The organism is Paradevosia shaoguanensis (genome assembly GCF_016801025.1).
GTDB lineage: Bacteria > Pseudomonadota > Alphaproteobacteria > Rhizobiales > Devosiaceae > Paradevosia > Paradevosia shaoguanensis.
In genome coordinates, this window is sequence record NZ_CP068983.1 from 3,341,572 (window position 1) to 3,364,646 (window position 23,075).

Annotated in this window: 18 protein-coding genes; 11 read left to right on the forward strand and 7 right to left on the reverse strand. The window is 65.4% G+C overall.

Going from position 1 to position 23,075, the window contains the following annotated elements; genetic code table 11:
- Nucleotides 1–364: 364 nt before the first annotated feature.
- Nucleotides 365–5,821 (reverse strand): apolipoprotein A-IV repeat region-like domain-containing protein, encoded by a 5,457-nt coding sequence (locus JNE37_RS16175; protein WP_203063823.1) that lies wholly within the window; start codon nucleotides 5,819–5,821, stop codon nucleotides 365–367.
- Nucleotides 5,822–6,177: 356 nt separating this feature from the next.
- Between JNE37_RS16175 and JNE37_RS16180 the strand changes: the two genes are divergently transcribed.
- A complete protein-coding gene (locus tag JNE37_RS16180) occupies nucleotides 6,178–6,564 on the forward strand; it encodes an Hpt domain-containing protein (RefSeq protein WP_052015283.1) in 387 nt (128 codons plus the stop codon).
- 241 nt (nucleotides 6,565–6,805) lie between these two features.
- On the opposite strand, the gene JNE37_RS16185 is transcribed toward JNE37_RS16180, so the two are convergent.
- On the reverse strand, nucleotides 6,806–7,978 hold the full coding sequence (locus JNE37_RS16185; protein ID WP_203063824.1) for a GGDEF domain-containing protein: 1,173 nt from the start codon (nucleotides 7,976–7,978) through the stop codon (nucleotides 6,806–6,808).
- A 213-nt stretch (nucleotides 7,979–8,191) separates the two neighbouring features.
- Between JNE37_RS16185 and JNE37_RS16190 the strand changes: the two genes are divergently transcribed.
- From JNE37_RS16190 to JNE37_RS16225, 8 genes are all read left to right on the forward strand, one after another.
- On the forward strand, nucleotides 8,192–8,512 hold the full coding sequence (locus tag JNE37_RS16190) for a 2Fe-2S iron-sulfur cluster-binding protein (protein ID WP_035033440.1): 321 nt from the start codon (nucleotides 8,192–8,194) through the stop codon (nucleotides 8,510–8,512).
- Between the two features lie 81 nt (nucleotides 8,513–8,593).
- Nucleotides 8,594–9,406: a carbohydrate ABC transporter permease gene (locus JNE37_RS16195; RefSeq protein WP_246513329.1), complete on the forward strand. Its 813-nt coding sequence runs from the start codon at nucleotides 8,594–8,596 to the stop codon at nucleotides 9,404–9,406.
- A gap of 312 nt (nucleotides 9,407–9,718) precedes the next feature.
- Entirely contained in the window at nucleotides 9,719–11,110 is a 1,392-nt protein-coding gene (gene cysG, locus JNE37_RS16200) for a siroheme synthase CysG (RefSeq protein WP_203063825.1), read from the forward strand.
- Nucleotides 11,111–11,112: 2 nt separating this feature from the next.
- Complete coding sequence (locus tag JNE37_RS16205; RefSeq protein ID WP_203063827.1) at nucleotides 11,113–11,418, forward strand: DUF2849 domain-containing protein; 306 nt, start codon at nucleotides 11,113–11,115, stop codon at nucleotides 11,416–11,418.
- Nucleotides 11,405–13,063 carry a nitrite/sulfite reductase gene (locus tag JNE37_RS16210; RefSeq protein WP_203063829.1) on the forward strand — a complete coding sequence of 553 codons (1,659 nt, stop codon included), beginning with the start codon at nucleotides 11,405–11,407 and terminating at the stop codon, nucleotides 13,061–13,063. Before JNE37_RS16205 ends, JNE37_RS16210 begins: the two co-directional genes overlap by 14 nt.
- Nucleotides 13,050–14,324 (forward strand): phosphoadenylyl-sulfate reductase, encoded by a 1,275-nt coding sequence (locus tag JNE37_RS16215; RefSeq protein WP_203063830.1) that lies wholly within the window; start codon nucleotides 13,050–13,052, stop codon nucleotides 14,322–14,324. The genes JNE37_RS16210 and JNE37_RS16215 overlap by 14 nt, the downstream gene beginning before the upstream one ends.
- A 33-nt stretch (nucleotides 14,325–14,357) precedes the next feature.
- The gene (locus tag JNE37_RS16220) at nucleotides 14,358–15,386 is read left to right on the forward strand and encodes an NAD(P)/FAD-dependent oxidoreductase (protein WP_035033449.1); all 1,029 of its coding nucleotides are present in this window, start codon (nucleotides 14,358–14,360) and stop codon (nucleotides 15,384–15,386) included.
- A complete protein-coding gene (locus JNE37_RS16225) occupies nucleotides 15,386–15,703 on the forward strand; it encodes a 2Fe-2S iron-sulfur cluster-binding protein (protein ID WP_203063832.1) in 318 nt (105 codons plus the stop codon). Before JNE37_RS16220 ends, JNE37_RS16225 begins: the two co-directional genes overlap by 1 nt.
- A 322-nt stretch (nucleotides 15,704–16,025) precedes the next feature.
- Here JNE37_RS16225 and JNE37_RS16230 read toward each other — a convergent pair whose 3' ends face one another.
- Nucleotides 16,026–16,601, reverse strand: coding sequence for an NADPH-dependent FMN reductase (locus tag JNE37_RS16230; RefSeq protein ID WP_203063834.1), 576 nt, complete (start codon nucleotides 16,599–16,601; stop codon nucleotides 16,026–16,028).
- Nucleotides 16,602–16,697: 96 nt separating this feature from the next.
- On the opposite strand from JNE37_RS16230, the gene JNE37_RS16235 reads away from it, so the two are divergent.
- Complete coding sequence (locus tag JNE37_RS16235; RefSeq protein WP_376742843.1) at nucleotides 16,698–17,123, forward strand: winged helix-turn-helix transcriptional regulator; 426 nt, start codon at nucleotides 16,698–16,700, stop codon at nucleotides 17,121–17,123.
- A gap of 166 nt (nucleotides 17,124–17,289) precedes the next feature.
- On the opposite strand, the gene JNE37_RS16240 is transcribed toward JNE37_RS16235, so the two are convergent.
- Nucleotides 17,290–18,300, reverse strand: coding sequence for a YcjF family protein (locus tag JNE37_RS16240; RefSeq protein WP_203063836.1), 1,011 nt, complete (start codon nucleotides 18,298–18,300; stop codon nucleotides 17,290–17,292).
- A complete protein-coding gene (locus JNE37_RS16245; RefSeq protein ID WP_203063838.1) occupies nucleotides 18,297–19,751 on the reverse strand; it encodes a YcjX family GTP-binding protein in 1,455 nt (484 codons plus the stop codon). The genes JNE37_RS16240 and JNE37_RS16245 overlap by 4 nt, the downstream gene beginning before the upstream one ends.
- 158 nt (nucleotides 19,752–19,909) lie before the next feature.
- Between JNE37_RS16245 and JNE37_RS16250 the strand changes: the two genes are divergently transcribed.
- Nucleotides 19,910–20,791 carry a hypothetical protein gene (locus tag JNE37_RS16250; RefSeq protein ID WP_203063840.1) on the forward strand — a complete coding sequence of 294 codons (882 nt, stop codon included), beginning with the start codon at nucleotides 19,910–19,912 and terminating at the stop codon, nucleotides 20,789–20,791.
- A 70-nt stretch (nucleotides 20,792–20,861) separates the two neighbouring features.
- Here JNE37_RS16250 and JNE37_RS16255 read toward each other — a convergent pair whose 3' ends face one another.
- A complete protein-coding gene (locus tag JNE37_RS16255; protein ID WP_203063842.1) occupies nucleotides 20,862–21,773 on the reverse strand; it encodes a homoserine O-succinyltransferase in 912 nt (303 codons plus the stop codon).
- Nucleotides 21,774–21,837: 64 nt separating this feature from the next.
- Complete coding sequence (locus tag JNE37_RS16260) at nucleotides 21,838–22,704, reverse strand: hypothetical protein (RefSeq protein WP_035033465.1); 867 nt, start codon at nucleotides 22,702–22,704, stop codon at nucleotides 21,838–21,840.
- Nucleotides 22,705–23,075 lie beyond the last annotated feature (371 nt).

The window sequence follows — 23,075 nt, forward strand, 5'->3', positions numbered from 1 at the left end:
AGCATTGTTTCACGGGTGGTTTTTTGCACGGTTTTGGCGGGGTAGCTTCGCGCTAAGCTATTGATATCGTTTGGTATTGATGGCGCTCAGGGCCCGCAAATCGTTAAATTTTGACTCAATTTCGGGGAATGTTCGGGATTCTTTCGCGGGTTTTGCGGGAGTTTGGAGCCAATTCCACGATTTGTTTTTTTCCTCCTTGCCGGCGCGCGTTGGTGCGGCCTGGATTGCCTAGTGTAATCCGGGGGTTGGATGGGTGGATAAGTTTGCGCGTGGCCTCTAGAGCCTCGGCCTTCGCGGCTGGCCATAAAAGAAAAAACCCCGCGATGGACGCGGGGTTCTTCAGTCTGACGTTTTGGAGGTCTCGTCAGCTCAGGCGACCGGAGGCGTGGGCCAGCATGGTGTAGACCTTGCCGCGGTCGGAGAGGAGGTATTCGCGGGTTTCGGCAGCGGCGCGCGGGCCGGCGGCGGCGCGCTTGAGGAGCTGCTCGAACTCGATCATGTAGGACTGCGCCGTACGGGCGAAGTCGGCATCGCGCTGGAGCTTCTTGCGGACGTCATCATAGGTGCTCTGACCGGAGAGCGTGTAGATGCGGCGCGAGAAGACATTGGATTCGCCGGCCTGGTAGCGGGCCCAGGCATCACCGAAAGCGGGCTCGTCCATGGAACGGGCGATCTCGTCGGTGAGACTGGAGAGGCTGGCCTGGCCGGACTGCTGCTGCTTGGCCGTGGCGTTGCGCAGGACGTCGCGGAGCCAGCCACCATTGTCGTCACGCGTAGCGGTGGCGACATCGGCTTCGGCCTCACGGCGCGGAGCCTGCTGCTGCGGCTGGGGCTGCTGCTGGACCGGAGCGGCACGCGGCGGCTCGGGCTGGCGGTATTCCGGCTGACGATAGGCTTCCTGGCGCGGAGCCTGCGGGGCAGGGCGGGCGGCCGGGCGGCGCTCTTCGGCATCGTGGGTCGCGGACTGCGAACGCACGATGGCGTTGAGCTCGGACAGGGCCTCGATCTGCTCGGCCACGACGCGACGCATGGCAGCGGCGCTGGCGCGGGTTTCTTCCGGCAGCTCGACGACGCCGCGCTGAAGCTCGGCACGGGTGGCTTCAAGCTCGGAGCCGACTTCCTTGGCGGTGGCGCGCATGGCCGTGGCGGTATCGTTGAAGCGACGGGTCGCCTCCTCGATGGCCTTCTGCATTTCGGCGACCATGCGTTCCTGCGTCTGGCGCAGGGCGACATCGGCGCGCTGGCCTTCGGCACCGGCGGTGGTGCGCAGCTCGGCAAGGCGGGCGGCGACTTCGCTGGTGGTGGTGTTGAGCGCGTCCTGCACGGAACCGGTGGCGGTCGAGAGCACGTTGCTCACGTTGCCGCTGGTGAGCGAGAGGGCGGCCGAGACACGGTTGGCGGTATCCGAGAGGGCGCCAGAGACCGAGCTGGTGGTGTTGTCGAGCACCGATTCCACCGACGCGGACGATTCATGGAGCGCGTCTTCCATCGCCTTGCGGGCGACGAGCAGGCGGCGCTCGGTGTCGTTGACGGTGTCGGCAATCGACTGGGCGAAGCCGCGCATGCGGGTGTCGATGTCGTCGGCGCGGGCAGCGAAGCTCGAGGCCAGGGCATCCATGGCGCCACGACGATCTTCGAGGGCCTGGAGCGAATACTGGCCGGTAGCCTGCAGGTTTTCGGCAGCCTTGCCCATGCTGTCGGTCTCGGAATGGAGATTGCCGAGCAGGGAGCCGAATTCCTGGAGCATGCCGCGGATGGTCAGCTGCAGGGCCGAGACGTGCTCGGTGACCAGCTTGCCGGCCTGCTCGGTGGAGCCGATCGCGTCGCGAACGGTGTTCGAGTAGGTCTGGGTCTGCTGGGCGACGGCGGTCTCGAGATTGGCGAGGTTGCTGGTCGAGGCGTCGAGGACGCGCTGGAGCAGGATGTTGCTGTCGTTGAGCTTGCCGAGGGCCGCGGTGACATCGGTGAGGATGCGCGAGGTCGAAACCTGCATGACCGCTTCGGCTTCCTTGGCATTTTCGGCCAGCGCATCGCGCAGCAGGTTGCCGTGGCCGGCCAGGACGCCCTGGAGCAGGTTGGACTTCTCGTTGACGATCGCGGCGAACATGTTGGTGTGCTGCGACAGCGACTGGTTGAGCGCATTCATGCTCGCGCCGATGTCGTGGGCGGCAACCGAAGCCTTGTTGGTGACGAGGTCCTCGATGGTCGAGGCCGCGTGCTGGATCTGCACGAGGGCCGAGCGGACCGCCGAGTCCATGCGGTTGGCATGGGCGGAGACTTCGTCGGAAATGCCGGCGGTGGCGACGCTGATGCGGTTGGTGATCGTCTCCTCGATGCGGTCGGCGCCGGATTCGAGATCGGCCATGGACTGCACGAGCGAGGTGTTGATCGCTGCATTGAGCGCGGCCAGGCGGTCGGCCGTGATGTCGGCGCGGGCGGTGATGGCCTCGGGCAGGGTGCCCAGGCGCTCGTCCACGAGCTCGGTGAGGGACTGGCGGGCGGATTCGACGCCGGTCTCGATGATGTCGGCAGCGCGGCGGCTGGATTCACCAACCGTGGCGGCAGCCTGATCGATACGGGCAGTCACGCCGCTCTCGGCATGGACGATGCGGGCGATGGCGTCGTCGATGCCCTGGCCGAGGTTGGTGTTGACCTCGGCAACCTTGCTGGCGATGAGGTCGGACACTTCGCCGGCGCGGGTGCTGAGGGCATCCGAGACGTTGCGCAGGCTCTGGTCGATCTTGTCGTGGGCGGCCGCACCCTGCTCGTCGATGGCCTGAGCCAGTTCCGCGGTGCGGTTGGCGAGGGCGTCCGAAATCGAGGAGGTGTGGCTGCCCAGAACGTCCGAGAGCTGCTGGGTGCGCAGGCCGAGGGCATCGGACAGCTGCTGGGAGCGTTCGCCGATGGCGCCGGCCAGCTGGCGGGTGCGGCCGTCGAGCGCGTTGGTGACTTCGCTGGCGCGTTCCTCGAGCGTGGACGCCATGTGCTGGGTGCGCTCGGTGATGGCGGCAGACAGTTCCTCGGTACGGCCCTGAAGGGCGTCGTTGAGGACGTTGGTGTGGCCCGAGAGCGCATCGGTGAGCGCGCTGGTGCCGTCGAGCAGGGCGCCGGAGATGCGGCTGGTATGCTCGTCCATGGTGGAGGCCACGGCGGCCGAGTGCTGCTCGATGGCGTTGGCCAGCTTCTCGGCGCGATTGTCGAGGGTGGTCGAGAGCTGGACGGTGCGGGATTCGAGTTCGTTCTCGAGCGCGCCGATCCGGCTGCCGAGGGTGTCGGCGAGCTGGGTGGTGTGGCTGTCGAGCGAATCCGAGAGGATCGAGGTGCGGGTCTCGATGGCGGCCGACAGGGTCGCGGTCTGGCCTTCGAGCGCTTCGCTGAGGGCAGCGCTGCGCGCATCGAGCGTGCTGGAGAGCTGCATCGTGCGGTCTTCGAGAGCGCCGGACATGGCCGCGGTGCGGGCGTCGAGCGTTTCCGCAAGGTGGGTGGAGCGCGCGTCAAGCGTATCGGCGAGCTGGCCCGTGCTGGCAGCGAGGGCATCGCTGAGCTGGCCGGTGCGCGCCTGGAGCGTATCCGCCAACTGGCCGGTACGGGCCTGGAGGGTATCGGAAAGCTGCGTGGTGCGGTTGTCGAGGGTGTTGGAGAGCTCGGTGGTGTGGGTCGCCAGGGCGCCCGAGAGCTCGATGGTGCGGCTCGACAGCGCGTCGGTGAGTTCGCCCGTGCGGCTGGCCAGGGTCTCGGACAGCTCGCCGGTGCGGCTGAGGAGAGCGTCGGAAAGCTCGGTGGTGTGGCCGACCAGCGCGTCGGAGAGCGCGGTGGCGCGATCTTCGAGCGCGGCCGAGAGGGCCGACGTGCGGTTGTCGAGGGCGGAAGACAGCGCGGAGGTGCGGTTGTCGAGCGCCGAGGACAGGGCGGAGGTACGGTCGGCCAGCGTATCCGAGAGGGTGGAGGTGCGGGTCGAGAGCTCCTGCGAGAAGCGGTCGGTATGGCCTTCCAGCGCCGTGGTCAGCTCGCTGGTATGGCTCGAAATGGTGTCGGCCAGCAGGCGGCTGCGATCGTCGAGCGCATCGGCGAGAACGCGGGCGTGCTCCTCGATGTTGCCGGACAGTTCGCGGCTGCGGTCGGCCACCGTCTCGGTGATGAGGCGGGCGCGGGAATCGATGGTGTCGGCCATTTCCTGGGTGTGGCGCGAGACCACATCGTTGAAGTGGCCGGACTTCTCATCGAGCGCCATTTCGAGAACATTGGCGCGGGCAGTGAAGGTCGAGGCGTGGCGATCGAGGGCCTCGATGATGTGGTCGCCCTTGGTGCCGAGCACGTTGTCGAGGGAGTGCAGGCGCGTGTCGATGCCGGTCGAGATTTCATCGAGACGGTTGTCGAAGGCCGAGAGCGAATCCTGGCCGGCATTGGCCAGCGTCAGGCGGGCGCGCTCGGAGGATTCGTCTAGGGCGCCGCCGAGCTCGATCAGGGCCGATTGCAGGCGGCTTTCCATCGAGTTGATGTGGATGGCCACGCTCTCGTCGAGCTGGCGCGACAGGGTGCCGAGCACCAGTTCGGCCTCGTGCGTGCGCGCCGAGATATCGGCGGAAATGCGCGAGCCGATGCTGTCGAGGGAGCCCGAAACTTCATGGCCGCGATCACGCAGCTGGTCGAGGAGGGCCAGGCCGCCTTCGGAAAGGAGAGACGAAAGCGCGGTGGTGCGGGAATCGATCTCGGTCGAGAAGGAGGCAGACCGCTCGTCGAGCGCTTCGGTGAGGGCGCTGACGCGCGCGTCGATGAGCGCGGCCAGTTCCTCGGTGCGGCCGTCAAAGGCGCCAGTGACGCCGGCGGTGCGGTCTTCCAGGGTCATGTTGAGGCGCGTGGCGCTCTCATCGAGCTGGGAGATGAGGTCGGACGTACGGTTGTCCATCAGCGAGACGAACGAATCCGAACGCTCGGCAAAGGCGTTGTTGAGCGTGGCGCCGGCCGTTTCGAGGGCCTTGGTGAGGTTGCCGCCGCTCTCGACCAGCGTGCCGGAAATACGCTGGCTGATCATGTCGAGGTCGAAGACGAGGCCGGTATGGGATTCGGTGATGGCCTCGCGGACCTTGTCAGTATTGGTGATGACGGCTTCGCGCTGGTTGGCCAGCTCGGCGATGAGCGCGCGCATGCGCTGCTCGTTCTCCGAATAGGTCTTTTCGAGCGCGGTGACCTCGTTGTGGATCATCACTTCGAGCTCGCCGGCACGCGAGAGGGCGCGCTCAAGGCCATCGCCCAGCGCGTTGACTTCGCGGCGAACGGCCTGGCCGACCGAGGCGACCTTTTCGGACGCGGTGGTTTCGGGCTCGGCGAGGCGAACGGCAGCCTGGGTGATCGAGGTAGCGGCGAGGCGCAGGTCCTGCGCGCGGCGCACGAGGGTGGCCACGGCGAAGAAGCCGACGACCGGAATGATGACGATGCCCAGCCAGGTCATGAATTCGAGCGAGCCGAAGAAACCGGGCTTGCTGAAATCGGCGCTGAAGCGCAGGGCGCCTGCGATGACCGTGCCGGCCACCCACACGACGGACGCGGCGAGCGCGATCCAGGTCGGGGTGGAGGAGGCGCGGGTCTGCAGGCCGTAGAGAATCTTGGAGCCTTGCAGCCGGTCGTCATTGGCGACCGAACCTGCCTGTGCGGCGATCTTATCGGCGGTACGCAGCCGGTCCGAACGCGACGATTGCGAAGCCGGCCGTGCAGGGGCGGGCGTGGTGTCCATATCGAACACCGATGCCTTGAGGGCGTCCTCGACTGCCGAGAAAGCCAACGCGGCGGGATCGTTTGCGGGGGAGTTCGATTGTTTCGCCATACTCTTTACAACTCTTGCGTCGGCTAGTTCCGACAGGGCGGCGCGCGAGTCATAGTGAAGCCCCACCCGTTTCCAGGACGACCTTCAAATCGGTACAATTCGACCAAAATGCGCTCGACTTGCCCCGGTACCTTCGCCGCCGCGCGTTGGTAACACACTTTTATACGTCAAATTTTATGCAAACCGAACCCTTTCTTAATGAAAGGTTAATTTTCACAGGGAGAAAGCCGCAAACTCCCACAGGTCCGGGACTTCTCCCGTTTACCATCCGGCTTAAGACGCGATTCAGGGCGGAGCCATAGGTTCGAATCACTGGGTGCAGAAGCGCTCAGCGAACCGCAAGGATGGTGGCCCCAATGGCTCGTTCCCTCGAAGCGCTGTTTCCAGCGGCCTATGAAGCCGCGGCGCGACGCAGGCCTATCGATCTGGTGCATCTGGCCAAGCAGACGCTCGGCGACTGGGCGCTGGAATGCGAGGTGCTGCGCATGTTCGACGAGGTAGCCCGGGCCTATTTCAAGCGCCTGGAAGCCTCGACCAATAGCGACGAACTGCTGATGAACCTGCACGCGCTGCGTGGCGCGGCCTCGGGCGTGGGCGCCTGGGGGATCGTGGACATGTGCAAGCTGGCCGAGCACGAAGTGCGCGATGGGGAAATCAATCCCGAGCGGATCGACGATATCGCCATGACGGTCGAAGAGACGCGGGCGTTCATCACGGATCTGCTCGAGCAGGAAGCGACCTGAACAGGCCCTAGGGTCCGTACTCAATAAGTCCCGGCACCCCGGAGCGCTTATCTTCCCATCCGACAGATTCCAACGGAAGGCGCTGTCCGTCTGCCGCGCCACAACCACTGAACTTCCCCGGCCGCCCACGGATTGCTCCACTCGAGTGGAGGGTGGCAATAGGCCCCGGATCAAGTCCGGGGAAGTCCGGGGGTGGGGCGGCCATCGCAACCTCATCTACCGGTGCAAGTGAGTACGGACACTAGGCGCGGCCGGGCGACTTGCTCTTGCGGCCTACCGGCCCGATGCGCTCGGCATAGGTGCGGTTGCGGCCATTGTGCTTGGCGGCGTAGAGCAGCTCGTCGGCGCGGGCGAGAGCCGCTTCCAGAGTTTCACCCTTTCTGATCTGAACGACGCCCAGGCTGCAGGTGACCGAAAGGCCCGCCGCGGCCTCATCGAAGCTGTGGGCGGCAACGGCGAGCCGCAGGCGCTCGGCAAAGGCCAGGGCCTGCTCGGCCGGGAAGCGGGGCAGGAGGGCGACGAATTCCTCGCCGCCCTGGCGGGCGAGGAGATCATGGCCGCGGGTGTTTTCGCGCAGGGTATCGGCGAAGATGCGCAGCACTTCGTCGCCGGCCGCGTGACCGAAGCGGTCGTTGACCGATTTGAAGTTATCGAGATCGCAGACGATGAGGGAGATCGGCTCGAAGGCGGGATCGGCCATCAGCCGGCGCGCCTCGGCTTCGAGGCCGCGGCGATTGGCGAGGCCGGTGAGGGGATCGGTATCGCGCTCCTTCTGGGTGGAGGCGATGACGTCGGCCATGGTGAGGACGATGATGCCGATGCCCATGACGAGGCCGAGAATAGCCGAGGCGAAGGTGGCGGTGCGCCAGAAGAGCGTCTGGCCGAATTCCCCTGGACCGTCGCTGACGATGCTGCCGGCCGTGAGGATGGTGCGCGGGAAGAAGTGCAGGCCGAGGCCGACGACGAGCCAGAAGAGGATGCGGTCGGTCGCGGTGCCGTGGCGCAGGGAACGGGCGAGCCAGGCGCCGGCCAGCAGGACGAGGCCCAGGCCGAAATTGAGGATGTAGACGCGGGCCATCAGGTTGTAGTCGACGGCGGCGAAATACCAGATGCCGACGACCATCACGGCGCCGACAAACGCCGGGGCGAAGCCGAGCTCGGGCAAGCCGGCGCGGGTGAGAACGCCGATGGCGAAAACGGTGACGCCGCTGCCATAGGCGAGGGCCGAGGCGATGGCGTTGGGCACGAGGCCAGCGGGGATCTCGGTAATCTGGATGACGAGGCCGAGCCCGAAAAGGGCAAAGCCGATGGCCATGAACGCGAGCTGCAAGTTCTGCCGGCGCCACGCCCAGAGGCCGCCGATGGCGGCGGCAAAGATGAAGAGCAGGATGGGCTGGATCAGGGCGAGCAGCATGACTATCGGCCTATGGACCCTCTCCGGCTTCCCCAGTTCCCCAGCGTGCCGGACGGGATGTCGGCGCGCACGATCAGATCGGCGATCTGGTGCCCACAAATTCGTGACCGATGCAAGCCATTTGCGTCGGCCTGCCATGCAGGCGCGCGCCTTGTCCCGAGGGGGCCGGGCCGCTATATCCCCAGCAACACATCGAAAAGCATTCAATCCCTTATGACCAAGATCACCTATATCGAGCCGGACGGAACTCGCATCGAGGTCGAGGCCGAAAACGGCTCGACCGTCATGGAAAACGCCATCATGAACGGCGTGCCGGGCATTGTCGCCGAATGCGGCGGCGCCTGCACCTGCGCAACGTGCCACGTCTATGTCGACGACGCCTGGACCGAAACGGTCGGCGGTCCCTCCGTGATGGAGGAAGACATGCTCGATTTCGCCTTCGACGTGCGGGCCAACAGCCGGCTTTCGTGCCAGATCAAGGTGCGTGACGAGCTGGATGGGCTCGAAGTGCATGTGCCGACACGGCAGGGGTGAGGGGTAGCACCTCACCCTTTCCCTCTTGCACACGTGGCCTGATCCCTATCGGATAGCCCTCCGTTTCGAGGGAATCAGCTTTTGACCGACCAGTCGCTGAAATCGGAGGCCTGGGCGCTTTCGCCGGGGCGGTTTCCGCGGGTGGGAGCCGGGTGGCTGCTGACCGCAGGAACAGCGCTCTTCGCAGCGATGTGGTTCTATCCGATCTGGGCGACGTTTGCGCGTTCGCTGGCGGGCGGCAATTTCCTGGGTGAGTATTATCGGGTGCTCACCAGCACGCAGCTGCCGCTGTGGTATCTCAATTCGGTGGTGACTTCGGCCGGGGTGACAGCGGGTGTGCTGTTTACCGGCGCGACGTGCGGCTATGCGCTCTCGCAATTGCAGTTTCCGGGGCGCAAGGTGCTGTGGTGGCTGGTGCTGGCGAGTTTCGCGGTGCCGGTGCAGGCACTCATCGTCAGCCACTTCTTCCTGATGTTCCAGTTCGGCTTCATCAATTCCTGGGCGGGCGTGATCCTGCCGCAGCTCATCGCGCCGCTGGCGGTGATCGTCTACAAGCAGCATTTCGACGGCCTGCCCAAGGAGCTGCGCGAGGCGGGCATCATGGACAATGCCTCCGAGTTCCGGATGCTCTGGCGGCTGTTCCTGCCGCTGAGCGGGGGCATCACGGCGGGGCTGGGGATCATCACCTTCATCGGCGCGTGGAACGCGTTTCTCTGGCCGTTCCTGGTGGTGACCAAGGAAGAGAAGATGAACGTGGCCGTGGCCATCGACCAGGTACCGGGCGCGGGTAATTCCACGGTGGTGATGGCGGCGCTGCCGGCGATCATTGTTTTCCTCGTGTTCCAGAAGCGGATCATTGCGGCGATTACCACGCAGGGGAGCGTGAAGGGGTAACTCCGGGCGGGGGAGGGATCCGTGGGCCTCGGCTCTTCGGCCGGGGAAGGAAGTGCGGGGCGGCACGAGCAACGGGATTTGCTTTCGGCGTCGCTTGGAAGAAATCCATTTCGCTGATCAGATACCTCGGGAGCCGTGTGGCATTTCTCCGGCGGGGGCTTTGCCAGATTGGTTTTCGCTGCAGGTGACCCGGCGACCGAGTGGCGTTCTACGGCGGGTCGCGGCGGGGAAATATTAAAGCTATCGCGGCCCCGCGCCTTGTGAAAACTCCAGCAAAACCAGTACTTTTCGCGCTCAGCGAAAGGTTTGCAATTGGGTAAACTCAACACATTCCCGTTGAGCTACAAGGTCCGGGGTCAGCGCATCGTCATCGTCGGCGGTGGAGAAGAAGCCCTCAACAAAGCCCGGTTGGCAGTAAAGACTACCGCACAAGTCGTGATTATCTCGGAGCAGGTCGAGGCCGATTTTTCCGGGCTCGGGGCGACGGTGATCGGGCGGCGTTTTGCCGAAAGCGACCTCGACGGCGCGGCACTGGTTTTCGTCGCCGATCATGGGGATGACGGCCGCGCTGCGATTGCGGCGGCGCGGGCGCGGAATATTCCGCTCAATGTCGTCGATGTGCCGGCGGAATGCGATTTCTATACGCCTTCGATCGTCGAGCGGGCCCCGCTGACCATCGCCATTTCCTCGGAAGGAGATGCGCCGGTGTTGGCGCGGCTGGTGCGCTCGCGGATCGAGGCGGCGCTGTCGCCGCGGCTGGGTGCGATTGCCCGGTTGGCGGGTTCGCTGCGCGGACGCGTGGCGGCGAGGCTCGGCAAGGCCGAGGCGCGGCGGTTCTACGAGGATCTGGTGACTTCGCCGGCGATCGAGCGGGCAGTCGAAGCCGGGCAGGGGGCGGAGGCCGGCGCGGCGCTGCTTGAGGCCCATGCGGGCAAGGATGGCGCGGCGGGTGTGGTGTGGCTGATCGGAGCCGGGCCGGGCGCCGAGGACCTGCTGACCCTGCGCGCACAGCGGCTGCTGCAGGAAGCCGACGTGATCGTCCACGATCAGCTGGTGCCGCAGGCGGTGGTCGATATGGGCCGACGCGATGCCGAGCGCATTTCGGTGGGCAAGGCCAAGGGCAACCATACGTTCAGCCAGGCGCAGATCAATACGCTGATCGTGCGTCTTGCCCGTGAGGGCAGGAAGGTGGCGCGGCTCAAGTCGGGCGACCCGATGATCTTCGGACGCGCGGGCGAGGAAGTGGCGGCACTGCGCAAGGCGGGGATCGACTACGTGATCGTGCCGGGCGTGACCGCGGCTCTGGCAGCGGCGGCCGATACGGCGACGCCGGTGACGCTGCGCAAGGTTTCGAGCGGGTTCGTGATGGCGACGGCGCATGGCGCCGACGATGGCGAAGTCCGGCATTGGGCGGCGCTGGCGGCTACGGGCATGACGGTGGCGCTCTACATGGGCAAGAGCATCGCGGCCGATGTGGCGCTGGCCTTCATCCGGAACGGCGCCTCGGGGCACCTGCCGGTGGGGATCGTGGCGAATGCCGGACGCGCCGGCAGGACGCTCTATCGCGGGACGCTGGGCGAGTTGGCGGGCGGCGCCGCCGATTTCGCCGACGGACCGGCGGTGATCTTCGTGGGCGAAGCCGTGGCGCATGGCGATTGGGCCGCGGCGGCGACGCTTGCGGCGGCGGAATTCAAGGTGGCCTGATTATGGAAATACTCACCGGAAACGAGCTGATCTCGGGCGCAACTGTCTATCTCGACCCGCGCGGGCAATGGGTGGAAGAACTGCAGGAGGCGCGGGTCTTCGCGGCCGAGGAGGGCGAGGCGCGGGATGCGGCTATCGCCGCCACCAAGGCGACGTTGCGGATCATCAGCCTCGAAACCGAGAAGGTGTCGGTGGTCGAAGGCCTGCTCGTTCCCGAGCGCCTGCGCGAACGCATCCGCGCCACGGGTCCCACCGCACCGGTCCTGGACCGCCAGCATCTCTACGAGGACGGTCATGTATCGATATGACGAATTCGACGCGGCTTTCGTCGGCGGCCGCGTCGCGCAGTTTTCCGACCAGGTGCGGCGCCGCATAGCGGGCGAGCTCAACGAAGACCAGTTCCGGCCGCTGCGGCTGATGAACGGGCTCTACCTGCAATTGCATGCCTATATGCTGCGGATCGCGGTGCCCTACGGGACGATGTCCTCGCGCCAGTTGCGCAAGCTCGCCCATATCGCGCGGACCTACGACCGGGGCTACGGGCACTTCACGACGCGGCAGAACATCCAGTTCAACTGGCCCAAGCTCAAGGACGTGCCGGCGATCCTGGAGGAATTGTCCTCGGTCGAGATGCATGCCATCCAGACCTCGGGCAATTGCATCCGCAACATCACCACGGACCAGTTCGCGGGCGCGGCGGCGGACGAGATCATCGATCCGCGGCCGGTGGCGGAAATCCTGCGGCAATGGTCGAGCCTCCATCCCGAATTCAGCTACCTGCCGCGCAAGTTCAAGATCGCGATGACGGGCGCGCCCAATGACCGGGCGGCGATCCGCTTCCACGATATCGGCCTGCAGGCGGTGGCCAACGCGGCCGGCGATATCGGCTGGGAGGTCTGGGTCGGCGGCGGGCTGGGGCGGACGCCCATGGTCGGCAAGATGATCAATGCCTATGTGCCGCACGAGCACCTGCTGGCCTATCTCGAGAGCATTCTGCGCGTCTACAATCGCTACGGGCGGCGCGACAACAAGTTCAAGGCGCGTATCAAGATCCTGGTGCACGAGGAGGGGCTGGAGACCATCAAGGGGCAGGTGGAGGCCGAGTTCGCCGAGGTGCGTGGGGGCGTGCTGACGCTGCCGCAGGAAGAGCTTGACCGTATCAACACCTATTTTGCCCCGCCCGCATTCCAGGAACTGGCGGCGACGCGGATCGACGTGGCGCGCGAGGCGATCTTCGATCCGGCCTATGGCCGCTGGCTGGAGCGCAACCTCAATTCCCACCGCCAGCCGGGCTATGTGAGCCTGACGGTGTCGCTCAAGCCCATCGGCGGGGCGCCGGGCGATGCGACGGCCGAGCAGATGGAGGCGGTGGCTGATCTCGCCGAGCGCTATTCGTTCGACGAGCTGCGGGTGACGCACGAGCAGAACCTGGTGCTGCCGCATGTGCGGGTCAGCGACCTGCGCGCGGTCTACGATGCGCTGGTTGCAGCGGAACTGGCGGACGGCAATGCCGGGCTCATCACCGACATGATCGCGTGCCCGGGGCTCGATTATTGCGCGCTGGCCAATGCCCGCTCGATCCCCATCGCGCAGGCGATCTCGCAGAAATTCGCTTCCGAGGAGCGGCAGAAGGAAATCGGCGATCTCAAGATCAAGATTTCGGGCTGCATCAATGCCTGCGGGCACCACCATGTCGGCCATATCGGCATTCTGGGCGTCGAGAAGAAGGGCGGGGAGCTCTACCAGATCACGCTGGGCGGGGATGCGACCGAGAATGCTTCGGTCGGCAAAATCCTTGGACCGGGCTTCGAGGCCGAGAAAGTGCCGGACGCCATCGAGCGGCTGGTCGACGCCTATGTGGCGCGGCGCGAAAGCCCGGACGAGACTTTCATAGCGGCGTTCAGGCGCCTGGGCGAAGCCCCGTTCAAGGAGGCCCTTTATGGCGCTGGCTGACGTTCTTTTCTCTTCGGCGACCAAGCCCGACAAGCTGCGGGCGCTCGGCATCGTCGCGCTTAACGGCATGTTCGACGAGATGGATGCGGTGGGCGTGCTGCGGCAGGCGGCAAGCGAAATCCTGCCGGGGGACCTGGCCATCGTCTCGTCCTTCGGGGCGGATTCGGCAGTGCTGCTGCATATCGTGGCGCAGGTCGATCCGAGCCTGCCGGTCTATTTCCTCGAAACGGGCAAGCATTTCCGCGAGACGCTGGACTATGTCGAGACGCTCAAGCGACATCTGGGCCTGCGCAACGTCGTTGCGCTGCGGCCGGATGCCGGGGACGTGGCGCGGTTCGACCCCAATGGGGAATTGTGGGAGACCGACCCGGATTCCTGCTGCCATATCCGCAAGACCGAGCCGCTGGACGCCGCCGTGGCGCAATATGGGGGCTGGGTGACGGGGCGCAAGCGCTTCCAGACCAAGGAACGCGGGGTGCTGCCCCATTTCGAGCTGACGAGCGACGATCGCATCAAGGTCAACCCGCTGGCCTATTTCTCGGATGCCGACGTCAACCAGTACAAGCGCGACCATGGGCTGCCGGAGCATCCGCTTTTCGAGAGCGGGTACAAGTCGATCGGCTGCGCGCCGTGCACGACGACGGTGACCGAGGGCGAGGACCCGCGGGCCGGGCGCTGGCGCGGGCTCAACAAGAAGGAATGCGGCATCCATTTCGACTTCAACGGCGAGATCGCCAAGCCCGTGCTGGGTGCCGAGCACAACCTCTTCAAGGATGGCGGTTTCATCGCCGATCCGTTCCATGCCTGGGAAGAGGGGAGCGATCCGGCCAAGGCGCGCTATACCCATGTGCCGGTGAAGACCTTCCTCGGCAATCGCGAGGCTTTCCTCGACAACCCGCATCCGCTCGGGCTGCTCGTAGTGCCGGGCGACAAGGTGGAGGACGTGGTGGAAGACCTCGGGCGCTTCGCCTCGATCGCCATCAGTTTCCCCGCTTTCACGGATGGCCGTGGCTATTCGACGGCGCGGCTTCTGGGTGAACGTTATGGGTTTGAAGGCGAAGTGCGGGCGATCGGCGACGTTTTGACAGATCAGATTCCGCTCATGCGCCGTTGCGGCATCAACGCATTTGTCGTAACCCACCAGCCGACGCGCAAGGCCCTGCTCGATGGGGCGTTAGCCGAAGTCGCCATTTTCTATCAACCGGTCGGCAAGACCGAGGTGCCCGTAGGTACGCGCCCATATCTCCGCCGCGCGCGCTGAAGGCGCGGCACCTCCCCGAATTTAGAGAGCAGAATGAGCGGAAACGAAATCGTCACCGATGTGGTCGTGATTGGTGCTGGGCCGGTGGGCCTTTTCTCGGTGTTCGAACTCGGACTGCTCGACCTCAAATGCCATGTCATCGACATCCTGGACCGCCCCGGCGGCCAGTGCGCCGAGCTCTACCCGGAAAAGCCGATCTATGACATTCCGGCCTTCCCGGTGGTGACCGGGCAGGAACTGACGGACAACCTGCTCCAGCAGATCGCCCCGTTCAACGCCGAGTTCCATTACAGCCGCATGGTGACCTCGGTGACCAAGCAGGAAGACGGCACGTTCCGCCTGACGACGGATGCCGACGAGGTGTTCGTGGCCAAGGTGGTGGTGATCGCAGCCGGTGGCGGCTCGTTCATGCCGAAGCGCCCGCCCGTCGAGGGCATCGAGGCCTACGAGAACACGTCGGTGTTCTACGCCGTGCGCAAGATGGAAGATTTCCGTGACCAGGACGTGGTGATCGTCGGCGGCGGCGACTCGGCGCTCGACTGGACGCTGAACCTGCAGCCGATCGTCCGTTCGCTGACGCTGGTGCACCGTCGCGATGCCTTCAAGGCGGCGCCGGCCTCGGTCAACCGCATGAAGGAACTGGTGATGGAGGGCAAGATCAACTTCCTCCTCGGCCAGGTATCGCGGCTCGAAGGCGCCGACGGGCAGATCAACCACGTGCACCTGGCGACCGATGCGGGCGACCTCTCGGTGCCGGCTACGCGGCTGCTGCCGTTCTTCGGGCTGACCATGAAGCTCGGCCCGGTGGCGGATTGGGGCCTCGAGCTCAACGACAACCTCATCACCGTCGATACTGAGAAGTTCGAGACCTCGGTGCCGGGCGTCTTCGCCATCGGCGACATCAACCACTATCCGGGCAAGCTCAAGCTCATCCTCTCCGGCTTCCACGAGGCGGCGCTGATGGCGCAGGCGGCCAAGAAGATCGTCTCGCCCGACGAGCGCGTGATCTTCCAGTACACGACCTCCTCGACCAAGCTGCAGAAGAAGCTGGGCGTGGTCTGATGAAGATCCACGTTACCGATCAGGCCGGTGTCGAGCACGAACTGGAAGGGCTCGAAGGCTGGCGGGTGATGGAAGTCATCCGCGACTGGGGCCTCAACATCAAGGCCGAGTGCGGCGGCGCCTGCTCGTGCGCGACGTGCCACGTCTATGTCGATCCGGAATGGTTCGGGAAGGTGGGCGCGCGCAGCGACGAGGAGGAGGATCTGCTCGATACGGTGGGCGACGTGAAGGCGACTTCGCGGTTGTCGTGCCAGATCCTGATGAGCGAGGAGCTCGATGGGTTGAAGGTGACGCTGGCGGCTAGTGCGGCGCAGTAGCGGCAGGTGCAGGGGTGTGGGGTTAGGCCGGGCTGGGTGCTCGGCCTTTTTTGTTTTGGGTGTTTCGCTGACTCGTATCTAGCCAGCCGCTCGATCTTCCCCGGCCGTAGAGCCGGGGCCTACGGATAGCGCCACTCGGGTGGAGAGGGGCAATAGGCCCCGGGTCTTCGCCCGGGGAAGTGCGGTGGTGGGTGGGGGCGGGGATGGAGGGGGGATGGTTTGGGGTGAGTGCAGGGAACCAGAGAGCTTCGAGTTTGTGGCTTACCCCCACCCTCGATCCCTCCCCGCAAGGGGGAGGGAGGTTGGCGGGGCCGGTGGTGGGTTACTCGGCGGCTACGCTGCTGACGGCGTCCTGGGTGTGGCGCTGAATCCAGTTGGTTAGGCGGGTGATGTAGCCTTCTAGGAAGGCGCGGGTGTCGGGGTCGGTGACGTTGAAGTCGTCGTCGATGAGGCCGGGCTTGGTCTGGAAGTAGACTTCGGGCTGGCCCATCAGGATGACTTCGAGGTTGGTGACGACGCTGCGCAGGTGGGACTGGGCTACGGCCGTGCCGATGCCGCCGGGCGAGGTGCCGACGACGGAGCCGGGCTTGTCGGCCCAGGAATTCTTGCCCCAGGGGCGGCTGCCCCAGAAGATGGCGTTGGAGAGCACCGAGGGGATGGTGCGGTTGTATTCGGGCGTGACGAACAGCACGGCGTCGGCGGCGGCGATATCGTCCTTGAGGCGGAGGACGCTGGCGGGCGGAGACGCCCAGAGATCGTCGTTGTAGAGCGGCAGGCTGCCGAGGTCCGGGTAGACGAATTCGAGCTTGCCGGCGGCGAGCTTTTCGAGCGCCCTGGCGAACTTGAGGTTGATGGAATCGGCGCGGAGGCTGCCGACGAAAACTGCGACCTTATGCATGGCTGGTAGTCCTGGTAACTAATGGTGACTGACGCTATGTTAGTGACCGGATGCGTCGTCGCAAGACGGCACTTTTTGGATACGAGAGGCACCATTTTGAAACCGATAGAACCCCATCACGATTGCCGCCCGGTCGGCGAGATCCTCAATCAGATCGGCGGCAAATGGACGGTGCTCATCATCAACCGGCTGGCCGGCGGGCCGATGCGGTTCGGCGAACTCAAGCGCCATGTGGGCGGGATCAGCCAGAAGATGCTGACTGCGACGCTGCGGGACCTCGAGCGGGACGGGTTCGTCAATCGCACGGTGACGCCGACGATTCCGCCGCGGGTGGATTACGAGCTGACGGAACTGGGACGCGACCTGCAGGGGCCGCTGCAGGCGATCTCGGAATGGGCGCGCAATAACCGGGAGCGGGTGCTCGCGGCGCGGGAGCGTTTCGAGGAGAAGAACCCGGGTGCTCGGCCTTCGCGTGTCGGCCGCGTGGCCATGCTGCCCGAACCGCCGCCGCAGCAGCTCTGAACGAAAAATGGGGCGGCAAGCTCGACCTTAATGCGCAAAGGGAGCTGCCACCCCAAGGTTCCATTCACGACCGACACTTGTCGGTACGAGACAGGAGGTCAGCGAGCAGGGTACGACCGGCTCACATGAACATCAAATTAACTAGCGGAAAGATTAGGCCGGCCCGCTACTTGCCCTGAGCGAGGTTGACGAGCTCGGGCAGGAAATCCTTGACCATGGGCTGGGGCTGGGTGGCGAAGGGCAGGGGACGGACGACGCGCATGGCGGCGATGCCGACGCGGACGGTCATGAGCGAATTGACTACGCCCTCGCCGAGCCGCGCGGAGAGTTTTGCCGCGAGACCCTGGCCGACCAATTGTTCCATGACGCCATCGGTGAGGACGAGGCCGCCGGTGACGGCGAGGTGCCCAAGAATGGCGCCGGTCAGACGGATGGAGCCGAAGAGGCTGGGCTTGGCCCCGTAGAGGCTGGCAATGGCCCCGCCGAGGCGAATGCTCTCGTAGCTGACGAAGGCGATGTCGATGAGGGCGCGGGGCGAGATGGCGGTGACCAGCGCCACGCGACGAGCCGAGGCGGCGGTGAGGGCGCGGGCGCGGGCATCGAGCGGGGCCATGAGCACGCGCTCGGAAAACTGAATCATTTCCGCGCCATCGAGCATGATCTTGAGATTTTCCTCGATGAGGCTGCGCGGCTTGGCGAGGTCGGCGCGGCTGGCATAGACGGTCTGGAGCTCGCCGACGATGCGGCGGGCGTCGTCGGGCTTGTCGGAGACCAGCGTTTCGGTGGCACGCTGGCGCAGGCGATCGAGGCTGCGCAGGCGGCGGAGCGACCAGAACTCGCGGAAGGCCAGCGCGATGATGGCCACGACGAAGGCGGCGAGGGCCGCAATGCCGAGCCAGCCCAGCCACTCGTAGCGGGCGAAAAGATCGCGCACGAGGCGTTCTGCGGCGAGGCTCAGGCCGAGCGAGACGAGGATGCCGCCGGTGGTCCAGGCGAGGCGGCCGAGCCAGCCCATGCCCGTTGGGTTGGGGAGCGTATCGGGCAGAGGCGCTTCCTCGAAGCCGGGTTCGACCGTTTCGATGCTATCGACCTCGGCGGGCGTGAAGGCGCGCGGGAGACGGCTTTCATCCTCGGTGTTTTCGGGAGCGTTGATGGTGCGGGCGACGGGGCGCTTCACTTGAGCCAGTCTCCGATCAGGAAGTCGATGGCACGGTCGAGCCGGATATGGGGAAGCACATAGGCACCCTCGGCGTTCCTTTCGAGCTTCTGGGGCGGCAGGAAGCGCAGGAAATTGAGCTCGACGGGGTGGTCTTCCTCGAAAACACCCTCGGGATCGTCGGGAAGGTCGCCGGGAAAGAGGGCGATCTCGGTCTTGCCGTCATAGGTCACGCCATCGAGGCTTTCGCCGGCCATAGGTGTGCCGAGGATGACATCGAGCGTTTCGCCCTTTTCGCGGATGGTGCCCTCGCGGGTGGCGCGGACGGCGGCCAGGGCCACGGAGCGGGTCTCGGCGCCGGCAAAGCGGGCGCGGCGGGAGGCGTTGGCGAGGAGGCGGTTGAGGATGGCCTCCAGCCGGTCATGGGAGGTGTGGTGCAGGTGATCGGCCTTGGTGGCGGCGAAGAGAATGCGATCGATGCGGCGCGCGATGAGGCGCAGGAAGGGATTGCTGTCGCCCTGGCGGAAGCAGGCAAGAACGTCGGTGAGGGCGGTTTCGAGGTCGTGCACGGCCTCCGGCCCGGCATTGAGGGCGCGCAGCATGTCCACGAGCACGATCTGGCGGTCGAGCCGGGCGAAGTGATCGCGGAAGAAGGGTTTGACCACCACGTCCTTGTAGGCCTCGTAGCGACGCTCCAGCATGGTGTAGAGGCTGGTGTGGCGCACGGCCTGGTGGGGTGGCGGCAGGGGCGCGAAGGTGAGCGCCGGGCTGCCCTCGAGATCGCCCGGGAGCAGGAAGCGGCCGGGGGGCAGGGTCGAGAGCGCGCGGCCATCGTGACGGCTTTCCCGCAGGTAGCGGGTGAAAGCGGCGGCGAGGGCTTCGGCGTCGACGTCGTTGGCTTCCTTGAGCGGATCGGTGGAGTCGAGCAAGGCGAGGAACGGGCCGGCTTCGGTTGCGGAATGGGCGCGGCGGGCGCGTTCGAGGGCCTGGGCGCTCCATTCGGCGAAGCTCAGCGAGAGCAGCGGCAGGTCGAGCAGCCATTCGCCGGGATAGTCGACAATATCGAGATTGACCGTGGAGGGGCCGCGCATGCCGGAGAACCAGCGGGCGCTCTGGTATTTGAGCGTGATGCGCAATTGCGAGATGCGGCGGGTGCTTTCCGGCCAGGTGGGCTCCTTGCCGGTCAGGGCTTCGAGGTGCTGCTCGTAGGCGAAGCGTGGGATGGTCGCGTCCGGGTATTCGGCAAGGCGCGCGCCGATGAAGCGGCCTTCGGCCATGGGCGCGAAGCCGGGGAGGCGGCCGCCGGTGAGAAGGTTGTGGATCAGCGCGGTGATGAAGATGGTCTTGCCGGCGCGCGAGAGGCCCGTGACCCCCAGCCGCAGCGTGGGCGTGAACGCGCCGCCGGCGGCATCGGCGAGATTGGACAGGGCAATGCCGATTTCATCGACAACGTTCGTCGGTGATTGAGCCATCGGCATCCTCTGGTTTGCGTGACGCTAAGGTATGCCGTGACGGGGGCTTTGCAAGGGCTGACAGTGGTTTGGGTGCTGCCCGTTGAAACGGACGGGGCGCGGGGAGGCGCGATCTGCAAGTTTTCGCCCCGGCCGAACCGGCCGGAAACGAGACCATCATGCTCCCCCTTGCCACGCGCCTCGCTGTCTCCCTCCTCCTTCTCGCTCCTGGCAGCGGGGCGCTGGCAGCCATGCCGACCGGGCACCTGCTCGTGACGGTCGAACTGACCGGGCAGGCGCGGAACGATTTTCCCAACGGCGTCGAGTGGGCAGGCCTGATGGCGGACCGCAGCATGTCGCTCGACCTCAAGCTGTCGATGCCGCAGGAGACGACGACGCCGGGGCTGGAACTGGGTGGCATCACGCCGGAGAATGCGGCCTTGCCGGCCGGAATCGCCACCATTGCCAGCGCCATGGAGGCCTGCGGGGAAAACGATGCCTGTCGCATGAAGGCGATGATGTCGATCGGCAAGCAATTGCAGGCCGATCCCAACGCACTGGGCGCGATGGAAGGCGACAAGACGCGCTACGAGACGTGGACGGCGGATCGCACGGGCGTGTGCGCCTCGGGCAATATCAGTGTTGCCGACGCGGGCGACGGCATGGCGATTGCGCCGCCGGACCCGGCGCGCAGCTACCATTTCGAGCGGACTGGGGGCATCGAGCTTTCCGCCGGCACGCAAGACCCGGACTATGTCGAGGCGCTGTGCACGGCAGTTCTTGCCGTGGACAAGAAGCTGGGGCTGGCGAGCCTGCGGCTGCCGGCGGGCGGCATTGCCGTGCCGGTGCGGCTGACGGGGCAGGCTTTCACCAACGAGAAGCGGGTCGAGTTTCTGGAGGGGACGCAGCGGATCGAGATCATCGACCAGCCGATCGCCGCTGACGCCCAGACCTGGAGCGGGGAGGCGGCGCTGATGCGGATCGGCAGCGTTTCCCACAATTCCGGGCAAGTGGTGGTGCCGGTCGATGCGCGCATCACCTGGAAATTCGTCCGCGACTGAGGGGCCGCGGACGACAGTGGGCCCGGTCCTTGGTCAGACCGGGCCCACGCTCGTTTCTTCAAAACCGCCGCTACCGGCCGATCTGCGCCATATCGTAGGGCGTGGTCTGGTAGATCTCGTTGATCCAGTTCTGGAACAGGAGATGGGCGTGGCTGCGCCAGTGGTTCTCGGGCTCGGCAATGGGATTGCCGTCCGGGTAGAGGTTGGCGGGCACGGGCGTATCGAGCCCGGCCTTGACGTCGCGCTCGTATTCGTCGGCTAGCGAGCGGTTGTCGTATTCGAGGTGGTTGAGCATGTGGACGGCCCGGTGCTTGGGGTCATCCAGCAGGCAGACGCCGATCTCGGGATTGTCGATCAGGATTTCGAGATCGGGGTCCAGGCTCGTGCGGTCGATGTCGTTGTAGCGCGACACCGGCACCATGGGGCTATCGGAAAAGCCCCGCAGCCACGGCGAACGCGGATTGAGGATCTGGTGGCGGAAGACGCCGAAGGCCTTGGCGGGCATGCGGTAGCGGCGCGCATCGTGGAAGTGATGCAGGGCTGCCTGGGCACCCCAGCAGATGAACATCGTGTGGTGAACGTTGGTCTGCGTCCAGTTCATGATGTCGAGCATTTCCGGCCAGTAGCGCACCTGGTCGAAGGGGATGTTGGCGATGGGCGCGCCGGTGACGATGAAGCCGTCGAACTTCTGCTCACGCACCTCTTCCCAGGTCTTGTAGAACGTCTTGAGATAATCCTCGGACGTGTGCTTGGACTGGTGATCGGTGATGCGGACGAGGGTCAGGTCGACCTGGAGCGGGGTGGCGCCGATGAGGCGGGAGAACTGCGTCTCGGTCCGCTCCTTGTTGGGCATAAGGTTGAGCAGGCCGATCTGGAGCGGGCGGATGTCCTGGCGCGCGGCGCGCGAGGAATCCATGACAACGACGCCCTCGGATTCGAGAGTTTTGCGCGCAGGAAGATTGTCGGGAATGCGGATAGGCATGGTTTTGCCTCGATGAGAAAAACGGATTCTGGGCGAAGATGAATGTCGAGCGGCGCAAACTGCGCTAACGCATTCGGGCTTCGATCGCGCTCGCCATCAGGTCCAGGAATTCGTCGCCGTCGCGCACGGTGGCCAGGTCGGAGGCTTCGACGATGTAGCCGAAGTTTTCCGCCAGCTTCTGGTAGCGCGGCAGGCGATCATGCAGCAACGCCTCGAAACCCCAGGCGCCGAATCCATCAGGATCGACGGCCTCGTCGGCGTCGATCTCGTTGATCTTCTTGTATTCGTTCCACTTCCGCACGAGGAACTCCGGCCGGTAATACATCGGCTTGGGGCTTTCCCTGAAACGACGGATCAATTCCGCCGCGTCCTTTTCCGTCCCACGGATATAGAGCAGCGTGGTGTTGGCGGTAAGGGCCTTGACCACCGGATCGTTGGCATCGTCGTGGTCGATGACCTCGATCAGCGAGCCGCCGGTATCGGCGATGAAGTTGGAATAGTCGTAGAGCGAGGCGGCGCGCTCGATGAAGAGCGGCACGTCGAGCAGGGCCGAGATTTCGGCGACGCGATGCTGCTCCTGGCGGCGCTGATATTCGTGCAGCGTCAGCCCGCCCTTGGCGGTGTTGCCCGGGCGACCGAGATAGCTCGAGAGCGGATCGAGATTGGCGAAGGAAATGTTGGATTCGATGCGGATCGAATCCGAACGCAGCAGATCGCGCAGGAACGGCACCTTCATGGCCTCGGCCTTGAAGTTGTCGACGATGAACTCGCCCATGTAGCGGGTGCCGATGCGGTAATCGACCGAGTAGTGGAACCAGTGGTTCTTGCGCAGCAGCGCGGCCAGCCGCGTCTTGCCGACGCCGGCCATGCCGAACACCGTCACCGCGTGTCGCGGCGCCTTGAGGAATTCGTCGGCACTTTTGAAGAGCATCGGATTCGCAGGACCTTGGTGAGTGGGCATTGCGTTTACGGCATTGGGCGAGGGGAGGCAAGGCGGCGGGGCGGGGTGGAGTGCCGCAGTGGGGGGAGGTGCTGATCTTCTTTTCAGTTTTCCAGCCCGACCTCGATCTTCCCCGGCCGTAGAGCCGGGGGCCACGGATAGCGCCACTTGGGTGGAGGGGTGCAATAGGCCCCGGGTCTTCGCCCGGGGAAGTGCGGTGGTGGGGAGGGGGTGGGGAGTTAGGAAGGCGTGCGTGGAGGAGGGATGAACGTAGCCTCAACTTGCGCTGCGCCTCCATTCCCCTCGGAAGAAACTGCCGGGTGGCGGGTGGTTCTTGCCGTATCTTGGCCACAATGGGGAGT

Coding starts and splice junctions, on each gene's coding strand:
- JNE37_RS16230 (WP_203063834.1), bottom strand. CDS start 16,601: ATGCATAAGGTCGCAGTTTTCGTCGGCAGCCTCCGCGCCGATTCCATC.
- JNE37_RS16215 (WP_203063830.1), top strand. CDS start 13,050: ATGGCGCTGGCTGACGTTCTTTTCTCTTCGGCGACCAAGCCCGACAAG.
- JNE37_RS16180 (WP_052015283.1), top strand. CDS start 6,178: ATGGCTCGTTCCCTCGAAGCGCTGTTTCCAGCGGCCTATGAAGCCGCG.
- JNE37_RS16245 (WP_203063838.1), bottom strand. CDS start 19,751: ATGGCTCAATCACCGACGAACGTTGTCGATGAAATCGGCATTGCCCTG.
- JNE37_RS16255 (WP_203063842.1), bottom strand. CDS start 21,773: ATGCCTATCCGCATTCCCGACAATCTTCCTGCGCGCAAAACTCTCGAA.
- JNE37_RS16210 (WP_203063829.1), top strand. CDS start 11,405: ATGTATCGATATGACGAATTCGACGCGGCTTTCGTCGGCGGCCGCGTC.
- JNE37_RS16185 (WP_203063824.1), bottom strand. CDS start 7,978: ATGCTGCTCGCCCTGATCCAGCCCATCCTGCTCTTCATCTTTGCCGCC.
- JNE37_RS16205 (WP_203063827.1), top strand. CDS start 11,113: ATGGAAATACTCACCGGAAACGAGCTGATCTCGGGCGCAACTGTCTAT.
- JNE37_RS16225 (WP_203063832.1), top strand. CDS start 15,386: ATGAAGATCCACGTTACCGATCAGGCCGGTGTCGAGCACGAACTGGAA.
- JNE37_RS16175 (WP_203063823.1), bottom strand. CDS start 5,821: ATGGCGAAACAATCGAACTCCCCCGCAAACGATCCCGCCGCGTTGGCT.
- JNE37_RS16260 (WP_035033465.1), bottom strand. CDS start 22,704: ATGCTCTTCAAAAGTGCCGACGAATTCCTCAAGGCGCCGCGACACGCG.
- JNE37_RS16220 (WP_035033449.1), top strand. CDS start 14,358: ATGAGCGGAAACGAAATCGTCACCGATGTGGTCGTGATTGGTGCTGGG.
- JNE37_RS16250 (WP_203063840.1), top strand. CDS start 19,910: ATGCTCCCCCTTGCCACGCGCCTCGCTGTCTCCCTCCTCCTTCTCGCT.
- JNE37_RS16190 (WP_035033440.1), top strand. CDS start 8,192: ATGACCAAGATCACCTATATCGAGCCGGACGGAACTCGCATCGAGGTC.